This is a genomic window from Enterococcus sp. LJL128, from assembly GCF_056924295.1.
Genome location: NZ_JBXPBP010000001.1, coordinates 123,198 through 137,889, shown reverse-complemented (window position 1 = coordinate 137,889; position 14,692 = coordinate 123,198). Strand labels below are relative to the sequence as shown.

Sequence of the window (14,692 nt, the reverse complement as noted above, 5' to 3'; positions counted from 1 at the left end):
GAAATTTTCAAAGTCTTAATCATTTATGTAAAAAACAAAGCAGCAAATCAATAGGAAGGTCCGGATTGATTTGCTGCCTGTTCTATCATGCTTAACGAACTCTAGTAAATTCCATCGTCGTATCAATTTCTAAAATATTGCCTTCTCTTAAAACATAATTTTTCAAGCTGTCGCCTTCTGGATCGTCTTCGTCAGCAGGGAAGAGCCATTCAAATTTGTAATCCCCTTCTTCACGAGCCGCTTCATCCTTATAAAGCTTAAAGGAATCGCTGCTGCTGCTGACTGGAATAATGTCATAAGCTCCTGCATCTAAATCTTCTCCGATAATAATTTCACCAGAAAATTGGCCAGTTTCACCAACGTCTAAAACAATAACATCGTCAGCAGATTTCTTGGAGGCTGTGTTGGAGCTTTCCTTAGTCGATGATTCTGTACTTGAACTAGACTCTTTTGAAGAACTCTTTGAACTGCTTTCATCTGTACTGCTTTCTTCTGGCTCACTTTCAGAGCTGCTTTCGTCACTCTCATCTACAAGAAGATTATCATCCCAACGGCTGCTTTTCTGCTCAAGCTTTTCAATCCGCTCTTCCAGTGCATTTATTTTTGCATCATCCGTCCGGCTGCACCCAGTAAGCATTACCCCACATAATGCTGCAAAACTTAAAATTATACCCTTTTTCATTTGAACTCCTCATTTCTATAAAATAATCGTTTTGAAGCTGACTACAGAAATGTGTAGTCAATCCAATCACTTCTAATTACTAAGTAACACTGTGGAATAAACAACAGTTTTATTTCTAGAATAATGATTAGAAATCAGTTGTATGAAGGACAGGAGTTGTATCTGCCAGTGTTCAACTTCATATTATTATAACATGCTTCTTTCTTAAATAAACAGTTGTTTTATTATTTTCTCATAGATAAAAATAATAAAATATAACAAGCTATTGGATTTGATAAGTTGACTTTATGTTCGTATGGTGTAGAATTTACAAGAAGCTTTAATTATTTATAAATACAGATAATATGTTTGGTGAGTAAAGAGTGAATATGGTAAACTATAGAAAGTAAGTTTTTTGGAGGAATCATGTTGAAATCAAAAGAGATGTTAAAAACCATTGCGTTTTTTGTAGGCCTTGCAGCAGTTTTATTTCTGCTTAGGCAATTTGTATTTACCCCTGTTGTCGTAAAAGGACATTCAATGGATCCAACACTGGCTGATGGTGAACGGGTCATCGCCTTGAAAAATACAGGAATCGATCGTTTTGATATTGTGACGTTTCCGGCACCTGACAGCTCAAATAAGATTTATATAAAACGAGTTATCGGTTTGCCAGGAGAAACGATTGAGTATAAAAACGATACGTTGTATGTAAATGGTGAAGAAGTAAAGGAACCTTATTTGGATAAGTTTAAATCAGAACTGACTGACGGCGGACCGTTGACGTACGATTTTTCTCTTGAACAAATCGATGCTGAAAAGGTACCGGAAGGGGAATATTTTGTTATGGGAGACAATCGAAGAAACTCTAAGGATGGACGAATGATTGGCTTCGTAAATAAAAAAGATATACTTGGCAATGTAAAATTTGTCCTTTGGCCGTTTGACCGCTTCGGAACTATTTAAGCAGACAGGCAGCAAATACTTTGAAATGAGAAGTGATTGATAGTTTGGAGAATAATTCTGCTTATCATGAATAAATTAGTTTTTTTGGCTGGGGCAGGTTAAAGTCCCAGCCAATTTTTATGATTTTTATCAATTTTAACTGAAAAAGCGTATACTTTAAATGAGGCTCTAAATAGATACGCAGAACGCCATAAGCGCAGATTCATATGTGAAAAAAGTGCTAGGTTAGAAGTACAGGCGTTTGTGCATCAAGTAGGTACTGAGTAACATCCAGATGTTTTTGTGGTGTGTTTCGGCAATAAGAAGGACTTTTTATCAGTAGGAAATGAGAGAGTAATTTATTCGGTGCCTACTACATCTTTCTAGTTGTTGGACAAACATTAAGGAACATTCTGCTTATTGTCCCAAGCATTATTTTTTAGTTATTCAAAACAATCGGGTATTGATGTATACCGATTTTTATTCAGATAATTAGTAAAAGAAGTATTTGGGCGTTACTTTATATCACAAGCTAAAATAAAGAGTAGAGCTTATAGAAGCTGATTTCATAATAATGAGGGGGAAATGGACAATGTCGCTGCAGTTTATTCGTGGAACCGGAGAAAAGAATCTTGAAGCCCCCTTAGTCGATAAGGCGCTGGAATGGTTGGCGGTTCATCCGGACAATGAAGTTTTTTATATAGTACCCAACCATATAAAGTTTGAAAAAGAAGTTGCTATCTTAAAAGAAATGAGAACTAAATCGGCTCATCCAATAGGAACGACTGCCTCTATGCGTTTACAGGTTTTTAGTTTTCAGCGCTTAGCCTGGTATTATCTTCAGCATACGCAGTATTATCAGCAGGAGATACTTTCCGACGTGGGTGCAGCAATGATTTTTAGAAAAATTTTATCTGAGAAGGAAGATCAGTTAACCGTTTTTCGCGGAGAAGTGAATAAAGCTGGTTTTATTCAACAGTTGTTTTCTTTGTATCAGGAGATGCAGGATGGAAATGTAGCACTGATGGATTTAGAAACATTTCTGAATGACAAACAAGCCTTTGAGGATTTGGATGTTGAACAAAAACTTGCAGACATCCGCTGCCTGTTTGAAGCGTTCGAAAAACAGCTGGAGCAACATGGTATTGAGGATATTGAATTTCTAAGCGTATTGTCCAGTTATTTAGAAACGAAAGATTTAAGTAACGTTCTTTTCATCCTTAGCGGTTATGATCGTTTCACTGCTAAGGAACACCTGCTTATTCGTACGCTGATGAAGCAGGGAGCAGAGCTCAAAGCATCCTTGATTTTGGATAAGCCTTATCCAGGAGAAAAACCACAGTCGGGAGATTTGTTCTTTGGTACAGGAACGACCTATTTTCAGCTTTATCAAACCGCAAGAGAGCTACAGATACCTGTGCTTTCTGACTATATTGAAAACAGTCGAGAACTCGTTCAGTCGAAGGAAATTCAGCTAAGTGCAGCTTATTGGCAGCAAGCCCAAACAAGTGTCAGTCAGGAAAAGAAACGGTTGAAAGCTGAAAAGGATATTGAGATTTGGTGCGCAGAAACACCTAAAGAAGAGTTGGGGGCCGTTGCCAAAGAGATTCGGCGATTAGTTGTGGAGGACGGGTACCGCTTTAAAGATATTCAGCTTGTAACTAGAGACTTTGAAGCCTACGCATCTATTTTGAAGCCAACACTGCAGCTTCATGATATTCCATTTTATATTGATAGAGATATGTCTATGGAGCAGCATCCTTTAGTTGAATTTATCCAATCCTTGTTTGCTGTATATAATTACCATTACCGTTATAGGGATGTTCTGCGGTTTCTTCGGACTGAGCTGTTTTTCCCACAAGCCTCAACAGATGAAGACTGGTTATTGCTCCGCAATGACTGGCGTAGAAAAATTGATATCGCGGAAAATGTTGTATTGGCTTATGGATATGAGGGGAGCCGCTGGACTCGTAAAGAAGATTGGACATTCCTCCAGTACAACTATGAAGAAGAAAAGCCTGATGATACTAATTCGTTGGAAAAAGAATCAAATGAGGTCAGAAATGCTGTCCGTAGTTTGCTTCCTGATTTTTTTAAGGCTTTTGAAAAAACGAAAACAGGGGAAGCTGCTGGTTTGCTGTTTTACCGCTTCCTAATCAACTGCGGTGTAGAAGAACAGATGAAGAGGTGGCGTAATCAGGCGATTGCCAATGGGGCTTTAGAAGAAGCCCGCAACCATGAACAAACATGGGATGCACTAATGACGCTAATCGATGAATATGTCATGATTTATAAAGAAGAGCCGTTTGAATTCTCCGCTTTTCAGGAAATCTTCTCAAGCGGTTTGGAGGGACTGACTTACAGCAAAATTCCAACAGCAATCGATCAGGTACAGATTAGAAATATTGATACTCTCCATCCAGGTCAAGGAAAGATTACATTTGCCATTGGTTTGACTGATCAGGTTTTTCCTAAAAAGATTGAAAACAAGACACTTTTGTCCGATGAAGAACGAAGTCGCATGAATGAAACGTTAGCTGATGGAAAATACTTTATGCAGGATACCCGGCAAAAGCTGGCCCGAGAACCATATGTGGCGTATATTATGCTGCTGTCTGGAACTGAAAAAATCTATTTATCCTATCCGCGAATGATTGATACAGCTCATGATGTTCGACCAACAACCTACCTATCTATTCTTCAAAAAGGATTAAAGATTGATACTATTTATAAAAATGCATTAGCGATTTCCGATGACGAAGAAATCAGTCTCAGCCATGTGGGTACCTATCGCACGCTAATTAGCGATTTAACCAATCTAAAACGGCAGAAAGCAGAGAACCGGCTGGGACTTTCAGGTTTTTGGCAGATGCTTGAACGTTCTTTAAGCAATCAGCCGCTGGCTCCCTTAGCTGCTAGAATATTTGAAAGCCTTAGCCACACGAATAGACCGGAAAATCTGGGTGCTGAGCTGGCGGAAGAAGTTTATGGAAAACATATCCATACTTCTGTATCAAGAATTGAAAGTTTTTATCGCTGTCAATATCAGTACTTTTCCAGATATGGTTTAAAGCTGAGAGAAAGAGACCGATTTGGGTTGTCTCCGGCAGCAACAGGAGAATTCTTTCACGAAGCATTAGATCAGCTGTTTAAGGTGCTGATAAAAAACAATCAGCAAATTTCTGATTTAACAGATAGAGAGCTAAATGAGGTAGCAGAAGAAGTTCTGACAAGTGTTTTAGGTGATCGGAAATTTGACATTCTGACGTCCTCAAATCGAATGAATTTTATTCGATATCAGCTGCAGCAGACAATTAAAAAGGTAGGCTGGGCATTGAAAAAGCAAGGAGAACGCAGCGGACTTTCAACCGTTCAAACGGAGGTTCTATTTGGTCAGCTCGCAGGTAAAAAAGGAATTCGCGGCTTAGAGCTTCCGTTACAGAATAATGGTCGTATTAGTGTGCGGGGGAAAATTGACCGTGTTGATCAGCTGGAGCTTGATGGAGAAACTTATTTGGGCGTCATTGATTATAAATCCAGTCACCGTAAGTTTAATTTAACTGAGGCGTATTATGGTTTAGCGATGCAGATGCTTACTTATCTCGATGTGGCTCTGATGGACGCTGTTGATTTATTGGGTAAAGAAGCCAAAGCTGCTGGTTCCCTTTATCTTCATGTTCATAATCCAATTCTTAATTTTGATGGGAACAATGAGCTGGATAATCAGATATTGAAAAAATTTCAATTTGATGGTCTATTGCTGAATGACCAAAACCTTTTAGAGCATCTGGACCGTTCACTTGAACCAAAGCAGAGCTCGCTTATCTTTCCAATTGAAGAGTCGGCTAAAGAAGTGATTAAGCCTGGCAGAAGACAAGAGGAAAAATTTGTGACAAACGAGGAGTTCGATTTGCTGCGGGCACACAATCGAGAGAAGTTCGTTGAAGCCGGCAATAAAATGACTAGCGGCGAGGTAAATTTGGATCCTGCCTATCAGGGGAAGGAAAGAATAGCTTGTAAGTATTGTCCGTTTCGCAGTGTCTGCAGCTTTGATGTGATGCTGAAGGAGAACAATTACCATCGAATAGAAACGATGAACAGACAGGAAATCATTGATCGCATGAAAAATGAAGTAGGAAAGGAGGGACTGAGGGATGAGTAAAATGATTCCTTTACGTTCAGAAAACGAACAGTTTACGGATAATCAGTGGCAGGCAGTTTTTGACGGGGATGAAAACATCCTAGTCTCTGCTTCTGCTGGTTCTGGAAAAACCACAGTGCTTGTCCGGCGGGTGATTGAAAAGATTAAAGCTGGGACAGATATCGACCGTCTGCTAGTTGTTACTTATACGGAAGCGGCGGCAAAGGAAATGAAGGAGCGGATCCAAACTGAACTGCAAAAAGCAATGAATCAGGAAACAGATTCAGAGCGAAAGCAGCATTTTATCAAGCAGATTTCTTTACTGCCGACGGCTGCTATCAGTACCCTTCATTCCTTTTGCTTGTCTGTTATCCGTAGGTTTTATTACTTAATCGATATGGATCCGGTGTTTCGTCTATTAACAGATGAAACAGAGATGCTTTTGCTGAAGGAGGACGTATGGGATGAGCTGAGAGAGTCATTATATACAGCGGATGATGAATCATTTTATCGTTTGACCAGCAATTTTTCCAATGACCGAACAGACGATGGTCTAACTAAACTTATTTTTTCTCTCTATGAATTTGCTAAAGCTAATCCAGATCCGGAGGAATGGTTAAAGAAACTTCCCAGTGTTTACCAAGTAGCAGAGGATATCGGCGAATCTCCTCTGTATCAGGAAACCTTGAAGCCTAAGGCTGTGGAGAGCATGCTGTTGACCAGCGTAAGATATGAGCAAATGTACGAACTATCTGCTGGGCAGGAAAAACTGGAAAAAATTACAGAACTAGCTCAAAAAGAAAAAAATTGGGTAGAGCAGTTTGTTGGGTATCTGGAAGAGAATCAATTAGAAGCTGCTTATCAGCTGACGGAAGCCCTAGCCTTTGACCGGTTTCCGACTGTTAGAGTCGCTGAATTAAAAGAAATTGTAGAAGAAATTAAACAATTAAGAGAAACAAACAAAAAAACAATAAAAGAGCTGGTGGCTTCGCTGTTCACTCTATCACCAGAAAGAATGAAGCAAGTAATGGATCAATCTGCGGAAGTCGTTAAGAAAATGGCGGAGGTCGGCGCAGGTTTTATGTCAGCCTATAGTACGGAAAAACTGCGTAAAGGACTAGTAGATTTTAATGATTTAGAGCATTTTACCTTGAGGATTTTAGCTAACAAGTACGATGGAGAATGGCAGCCGACCGAGGCTTCAGTTTATTATCGAAGTAAATTTGATGAGGTGTTAGTTGATGAGTATCAGGATATCAACCGGCTGCAGGAAAGTATCCTTTATTGGCTGTATCGCGCGGATGCTGAGCAGGGAAATCTTTTCATGGTGGGGGATGTAAAGCAGTCCATTTATTCTTTTCGACTTGCTGATCCAAGTCTTTTTATTGAAAAGTATGTTAATTACGGCAAACAAGACGGTGGTAAACGAATTGTACTTGCTGAAAATTTCCGTTCTCGGGCAAATGTACTGGATTTTACTAATTTAGTCTTTGAACAGCTTATGGATGAACAGGTTGGACAAATTGCTTATGATGAAGATGCACAGCTAGTCAACGGTTTTCAGCAATTTTCTGAAGAAGGAAACTATAATACGGAATTGCTGATTTATGAAAAGAAAAAAGAAGCGACTGAAGAAAAAGCATCTGCTTTTCTTTCCGAAGACTTTATGATTGAAGATAAAACAGAAGGCGAGCTTCACATGACTGCCTTGAAGATTCGTGAATTAGTCGATCAAGGGTTCCAGATTTATGATAAAAAGCTTAAGGAAAACCGGGCAGTTACTTATCGGGATATTGTTTTGCTAACGCCAACAAAAAAGAATAACTTAACAATTTTAGAGATTTTCAAATCTGCCGGCATCCCGCTGCAGGTTAATGACGCTCAAAACTATTTTCAGGCTACTGAGATTCGCACAATGGTTGCACTGTTGCAGCTGATTGATAATCCTTATCAGGATATCCCATTGGCTGCTGTCCTGCGTTCGCCAATTGTTGGTTTGAAAGAGCAGGAGCTGATTAAAGTACGGCTGGCTCAGAAGGAAGGGTTGTATTACGAGGCCTTTCTCGCTTTCAACAAGCGTCATGGGGCTACGTCAGAAGAACGAGAGCTTGCAGAGAAAACACGTCTATTTGCTGAAAATCTGGATGTCTGGCGGGAAATGGCCCGCAGAACCCATCTATCTGAGCTTATCTGGAAAATATTTGAAGATACAGCTTATCTAGATTATGCAGGAGGAATGCCGGCTGGAAAACAGCGGCAGGCGAATCTCTATGCCTTAGTTGACCGGGCAGCCAATTACGAAAAAACCAGTTTTCGTGGGCTATTTCAATTTATACGTTTCATCGAAAAAATGCAGGAGAAAGATAAAGATTTAGCGGAGCCTGTTATTTTAGAAGATGAAAATGCTGTGCGGGTAATGACTATCCATGCTAGTAAAGGGTTGGAGTTCCCTGTTGTTTTTGTTTTAGATATGACAAAGGAGTTTAATTTGTCTGATTTGAAAGAACGTTATATATTTGATGATCGATTAGGCGCAGGTATTCGCTTCCTCGAAGCAGATACACGAACCTTATACGATACACTGCCGTTTCTTGCACTGAAGCAGATAAAAATGAATAAGCTGTTGTCAGAAGAAATGCGTAAACTATATGTAGCATTGACGCGAGCTGAACAAAAACTTTTTCTTGTGGGGTCTTATAACGATCAGGAAGCTGCTTGGAAAGAATGGGGAAAGGTCAAAGATGTTGCCACTCTAGTTCTGCCTCAGGAGAATCGGCTTCAAAGTAAGAGCAGTTTGATGAACTGGATTGGTATGACGCTTGTTCGCCATGTTGATGGTCAAAACCCATTTTTCTCAACTGCTTCATTGAAAGAAATTAGGGAACACTCTGGCCGGTTTACCGTTTCTTTTATGGATGAACCAATGATACAGGAAGCATTTTCCAAGCTTCAAAGTTTTGAGAAGATGCCTGTAGAGAAGTCAGTCTCCGGCAAAGATAATCAAGTGTTGCTGACAAGAGGATTAAAACGTCTAAACTACAATTATCCATATGCTATCTCAACCCAGACAACCAATTATCAGTCTGTGTCTGAAATTAAGCGGCTGTTTGAAGATCCTGATGAAAAATCGATTGGTAAGCTGGATATTTCAGAACAGCAGGCAAAAATGAATGAACGAATTGTTAACCGATTGACAACAGAGGAGTTCAGTAGACCTCGGTTCATGGAAGAGATTCAACAGCCGTCAGCGGCGGATGTAGGAACGGCTACTCATTATCTACTGCAGCTGATTGATTTAACTGAAACACCTGAAAGAGCAACCTTAGAGCAGCTGTTGAAAAGACTAATAGAACAGGGCCTAATCACAGAACAAATTGGTCAGCGGATAGATATTTCCCAAATGGTAAGCTTCTTTCACTCAGAGCTTGGAAAGCTCCTGCTGGCTCATCCGGATAAGGTAAAAAGAGAGCAGCCCTTTTCGATGTTGATGAAAGCCGAGGATGTCATTAAGGATTACCCTGAGCAGACAGCGGATGATTTGCTTGTTCACGGAATCATCGATGGCTATCTGGAGCTGGATGACCGCTGTATTCTTTTTGACTACAAAACAGATTACATCAAAAAGGCAGATGATGCTGCAGAGCTTAACCGGATGCTGCAGCGCTATCAAGGACAGCTAAGGATGTACCAGCAAGCGCTTGAATTATCTACGAATAAGCCAGTTAGTCATGTTTATATGGTTCTGTTGAACGGTGGAGTAATTATTGATTTACTAAGTAGACAAGTAACTAAGATAGAAGCTTTTGAATAAAAGAAAAGCAGATGAACTTACAAATAGTAAGTTCTGTGCTATACTCTTTTCATGAGGTGAGGAAAAATGGAGCAAGTAAAAACAACCAGCTTTTCTTTATGTCCTAAATTCGAGAAGGCTTTTGGGATTTTAGGAAAGAAATGGAACGGTTTAATCATTGATGTTTTGCTGGAAAATGGACCTCAACGTTTTGGTGAACTGAAAAATAAGATCCCGATGCTGAGTGACCGCCTGCTTGTTGAACGATTGAGAGAGCTGGAACGTGAACAGATTGTCAGTAAAGCTGCTCGCTGTGATGATTCTGGAAGATTAGAATATTTTCTGACGGACAAGGGTGAAGATTTGGAGAAGTCGATGAAGCAGCTGCAGGTTTGGGCAGAAAAATGGGTCACTGATGAAGAATGCAGTTGACCAATTGAAAATTTTCTTGTAAACTGATAGTCAATTAAATAATAAAGAACGCTGATGGAAGCAAGTAGTTTGGTTGATTCGTAAAAGGGAAGATTTGTCATAGACTGAAAGCAGATCACGAAATCGAAAAATGAACATTTCACTTCCGGAGTTTGTTTTGTCTTGATTGACTTAACCGGCAGAAACCGTTAAAAAATAGAGTGCACAGCATATTTTTGTTGTGAATGAGGATGGTACCACGAGAGCTCGTTCCTTTTTTAAGGAACGAGCTCTTTTTATTTTTACCAATTTTAGCAAGGATTTCTAGCTGTTATCCGTCTTGATAAAGAAACAAGCAGCGGCTGAATATAAAAGGGAAAGGAAGAATATTATGTCATTAAAGACACAACTAGAAGTGTTGAAGGATGAAACATTGCTGAAAATTAGTCAAAGCAGTGATTTAAAAGAACTGAATCAAATCCGAGTAGAAACACTTGGAAAGAAAGGACCGATTACTGAAGTCCTGCGAGGAATGAAGGATTTATCTCAGGAAGAGCGTCCAGTTGTTGGAAGCTTTGCCAACGAAATTAGAGATTTACTGAGTGAAGCGGTTGAAGAACGGAAAGCAGTTCTTGAAGAAGCAGCAATGAACGAGGCATTGGCACAAGAAACGATTGACGTGACGCTTCCGGGAACACAAACTACCCGTGGAGGCAGACACGTTCTATCTCAAATTATGGAAGAAATTGAAGATATTTTTATTGGAATGGGTTATCAGATTGTTGAAGGGTATGAGGTAGAATCCGATCACTATAATTTTGAACGAATGAACCTGCCGAAGGATCATCCGGCCAGAGATATGCAGGACACCTTTTACATTTCAGATGAAATTTTAATTCGTACCCATACCTCTCCTGTTCAGGCACGGACTATGGAAAAACATGATTTTTCTAAAGGCGCTCTGCGAATGATTTCGCCAGGGAAGGTTTTCCGCCGGGATACAGATGATGCAACACATAGCCATCAATTCCATCAAATTGAAGGTTTAGTAATTGATAAGAATATTACAATGGGCGATTTAAAGGGGACATTAGAAGTTGTCATTCGAAAAATGTTTGGTGAAGATCGAACGATCCGTCTACGTCCAAGCTACTTTCCGTTTACAGAGCCTTCTGTAGAGGTGGATGTAAGCTGCTTCAAATGCGGCGGCGAGGGCTGTAATGTTTGTAAGCATACTGGCTGGATTGAAATTCTGGGGGCTGGTATGGTTCATCCCAACGTTTTGGAGATGTCAGGAATCGATCCTCAGGAATATTCCGGGTTTGCTTTCGGCTTAGGACCAGATCGGGTAGCGATGCTGCGTTATGGTGTGAATGATATCCGCAGTTTCTATCAGAATGATTTGCGCTTTTTAAATCAATTCAAGGAAAAGGAGTAGAAATCTATGTTAGTTTCATATAAATGGCTGAGTAAATATCTGAATTTATCAAAAGTAACACCAAAAGAGCTTGCAGATAAAATGTCGGTCACCGGCATTGAAGTTGAAGGTATTGAAATTCCCGAAGAGGGATTGAAAAAGATTGTGGTTGGAGAAGTGAAGGAATGCATTCCTCACCCTAATTCTGATCATTTGTCCATTTGTCAGGTAGATATCGGGGAAGAAGAGCTTTCGCAAATTGTTTGCGGCGCTCCTAACGTGAAAGCTGGAATTAAAGTTATCGTTGCTTTACCTGGTGCACGAATTACCGGCAATCAAAAAATCAAAAAAGGTAAAATGCGGGGAGAAGTTTCCAATGGAATGATTTGCTCTCTGCAAGAGCTTGGCTACTCAGAAAATGTTATTCCTAAAGCTTATGCGGAAGGAATCTACTACTTGCCTCAAGAGGCTGTTAACGGTACGGCTGTCTTTCCTTATCTCGATATGGATGATGCGATTATTGAGCTGTCTATTACACCGAACCGGGCGGATGCACTGAGCATGCGCGGGGTTGCTTATGAAGCCGGTGCGATTTATCGTCAAACACCTGTTTTTGAAGAATTTGCTTTGAAAGAAGATACAAGTGAAACTGCGGCAGATTATGTTTCAGTTGAAGTAGCCGATAAAGCAGATGCGCCAGCTTATCAAATTCGAATTATTAAAGATGTGAAAATTCAGGAAAGCCCATTGTGGCTTCAAACCTGCTTGATGAATGAAGGGATTCGTCCAATCAATAATGTGGTTGATGTAACAAACTACATTTTACTCTTATTTGGTCAGCCGCTTCATGCGTTTGATTATGATAAGCTAAACAGTAAAAAAATTCTGGTTCGACGTGCCAAGGAACAGGAAAAAATGACTACTCTCGATGGAGGCGAGCGTCAGCTTTCATCAGAAAATCTGGTTATTACAAATGGTGAAGTTCCGGTTGCGTTAGCTGGAGTTATGGGCGGTGCTAATTCTGAAATTACAGGAGAAACAACAACTGTAGCCTTGGAATCCGCTTTGTTTGATTCTTTGTCCATTCGAAAAACTTCCAAACAGTTCAATCTGCGTAGTGAATCATCCAGCCGCTTTGAAAAAGGGATTAATAAAGGCACTGTAGGAGCAGCAGGCGATGCCGCTGCAGCGATGATTGCTGAGCTTTCTGGAGGAACTGTAGTTTCTGGGAAAAGTATTGGTAGTGAGGTAACTGTTGAAGAACCCGTAGTCAGTGTTTCTGTTGAACGGGCCAATCAGTACTTAGGTACAGCGTTGACTGAGAAAGAGATTGAAGAAATTTTTGAAGCGTTGGCTTTTGAATATACTTCTGAAAATGAGGTATTTTATGTAACTGTTCCTTCCCGGAGATGGGATATTACGATTGAAGCTGATTTAATCGAAGAAATTGCTCGAATCTATGGGTATGACAAACTGCCGTCTACCTTGCCAAAAGGAGAGACTGTTGCAGCCGGTTTGACTGAAGATCAGCGTTTTGTCCGTAAGCTAAAGGGAATGCTGGAAGGCTATGGTGTAAGTGAAGCCATCAGCTACGCGTTAACTACAGAAGAGAAAGCGAGACAGTTTTCATTAAAAGAAAGCCAGCCAACAAAGCTGAACTGGCCGATGAGCGAAGAACGTTCAGTTTTGCGTATGAATCTGATTTCTGGTTTGCTAGATGATATAAATTATAACGTTGCCCGCAAAAATAGTAACGTCTCACTATATGAGGTAGGCAGAGTGTTCTATCAGGAAAATGATCCGTTAAAAAACCTGCCTGATGAAGAAAATCACTTAGCCATTGCAGTGACTGGAAATCGTTTGGATAAGGATTGGCAGACAACTGCTTCAGCAGTAGATTTTTATACATTGAAGGGGATGCTGGATAACTTGTTTGAAACAACTGGTTATCAATCTGGAATAACATTTGAAGGAACAGCTGAACTGTCTGAAATGCACCCGGGGAGAACAGCTTATATCAAGCTAAATGAAAAAACTATTGGTTTTATCGGTCAGATTCATCCTTTAGCCGCTAAAGCGTATGATATTCCAGAAACATATGTTGCTGAGCTGAATCTGCGCGGACTGCTTGCTGCTGAAAAAGAAGAATTTGTCTTTCAAGCTGTTTCTAAATTCCCGGAAGTAAGTCGTGATGTAGCTCTGCTAGTTGCGGAGACCGTGACAAATCAGGAATTGACAAGCTGTATTTGGGAAAATGCTGGCCGGTTCCTAAAAAATGTTCATCTTTTCGATGTATATCAGGGAGCTAATATTGATTCTGGCATGAAATCAATGGCATACAGTCTGACATTTGCCAACTCTGAGGCAACCTTGGTTGAGGAAGAAGTGAATAGTGCAATGAAGAAAATTGAGAAAGCATTAACTGAGAAGTTCAGTGTAACTATTCGCTAGGTCTATTAGCTAGAAGTTATCTATGAGGGCTTCTGCGGCTTGATTTGTCGCTATTTAATACAGATAAGTACTTTGTCTCACGAGTCATGTAGAAATGATTAAAAGAAGCGTTTGAGCATTTAATTATGTCTCAAGCGCTTTTTTTCTTGAATTTCTTATAAAAATCGTGTAAGCTAAATATGAATGAACCATTCATTCATATTTAGTAAGGAGGACTATATTATGAAGAAGCATGTATTAGAACAAGTAACAGCAGCTGCTGTTTCATTATTTATCAGACAGGGATTTCGTCAGACAAAAATTAGTAATATTGCTGAAAACGCAGGGATAGCAACTGGAACGGTTTATAATTATTTTACTAGCAAAGAAGCGATTTGGAATTACCTATTTTTCGTTCATTTAAAAATAGCAGAGGAACCAACCTTTCCCATCGTAGAAATGGAGCAATCGAGTTTGCATAAAATGATTGAAAAAACCTTTGAAGAACAGGACACAGAGTTAAAAAAGAATATTTTGAGGGAAGAATGCCGATTTGAAGAGCTAATTAATCGTTTGATTGACCGAATGACTGAATATAGGGCTGTTTTTCTAATGATTGAGAAAAATAAAGAAGTAGATCCCCTACTTACAGAAATCTATAGAAAGTATCGTTATCAGCTGTTTTCTTACGTAGAGCTATTTTTTGATAGAGAAATGAAAGCAGGCAGGATTCGACAACTGACACACCAAACTTACCATGTGGAGCTAGTGATTGAAAGTATCGCGCGAATGGTTATCTACAAGAAGTACGAGGCTTTTATTGAAGAGGATTATGAGATTTCGTCCATCCGTCAGGTTTTAAAAGACATGCTGACACACGCGTATCTTTTATACTAA

8 protein-coding genes are annotated in these 14,692 nt (G+C 39.8%); 7 read left to right on the top strand and 1 reads right to left on the bottom strand.

Going from position 1 to position 14,692, the window contains the following annotated elements; translation table 11 throughout:
- Positions 1-91 precede the first annotated feature (91 nt).
- Positions 92-682: a hypothetical protein gene (locus AC1Z3K_RS00665; RefSeq protein ID WP_426082980.1), complete on the bottom strand. Its 591-nt coding sequence runs from the start codon at positions 680-682 to the stop codon at positions 92-94.
- Positions 683-1,084: 402 nt separating this feature from the next.
- Here AC1Z3K_RS00665 and lepB point away from each other — a divergent pair, with 402 nt between their 5' ends.
- The 7 genes from lepB to AC1Z3K_RS00630 all read left to right on the top strand — a co-directional run bounded on the left by lepB (position 1,085) and on the right by AC1Z3K_RS00630 (position 14,692).
- A complete protein-coding gene (gene lepB, locus AC1Z3K_RS00660; RefSeq protein WP_426083020.1) occupies positions 1,085-1,627 on the top strand; it encodes a signal peptidase I in 543 nt (180 codons plus the stop codon).
- Between the two features lie 571 nt (positions 1,628-2,198).
- The gene (locus AC1Z3K_RS00655; protein ID WP_461731493.1) at positions 2,199-5,768 is read left to right on the top strand and encodes a PD-(D/E)XK nuclease family protein; all 3,570 of its coding nucleotides are present in this window, start codon (positions 2,199-2,201) and stop codon (positions 5,766-5,768) included.
- Complete coding sequence (gene addA / locus AC1Z3K_RS00650; RefSeq protein ID WP_461731492.1) at positions 5,761-9,558, top strand: helicase-exonuclease AddAB subunit AddA; 3,798 nt, start codon at positions 5,761-5,763, stop codon at positions 9,556-9,558. The genes AC1Z3K_RS00655 and addA overlap by 8 nt, the downstream gene beginning before the upstream one ends.
- Before the next feature lie 66 nt (positions 9,559-9,624).
- On the top strand, positions 9,625-9,969 hold the full coding sequence (locus AC1Z3K_RS00645; protein ID WP_426082986.1) for a winged helix-turn-helix transcriptional regulator: 345 nt from the start codon (positions 9,625-9,627) through the stop codon (positions 9,967-9,969).
- A gap of 370 nt (positions 9,970-10,339) precedes the next feature.
- A complete protein-coding gene (gene pheS, locus AC1Z3K_RS00640) occupies positions 10,340-11,386 on the top strand; it encodes a phenylalanine--tRNA ligase subunit alpha (protein WP_461731491.1) in 1,047 nt (348 codons plus the stop codon).
- A gap of 6 nt (positions 11,387-11,392) precedes the next feature.
- Positions 11,393-13,816, top strand: a complete 2,424-nt coding sequence (gene pheT, locus AC1Z3K_RS00635) for a phenylalanine--tRNA ligase subunit beta (RefSeq protein ID WP_461731490.1) — start codon at positions 11,393-11,395, stop codon at positions 13,814-13,816.
- Positions 13,817-14,038: 222 nt separating this feature from the next.
- The gene (locus tag AC1Z3K_RS00630; protein ID WP_461731489.1) at positions 14,039-14,692 is read left to right on the top strand and encodes a TetR/AcrR family transcriptional regulator; all 654 of its coding nucleotides are present in this window, start codon (positions 14,039-14,041) and stop codon (positions 14,690-14,692) included.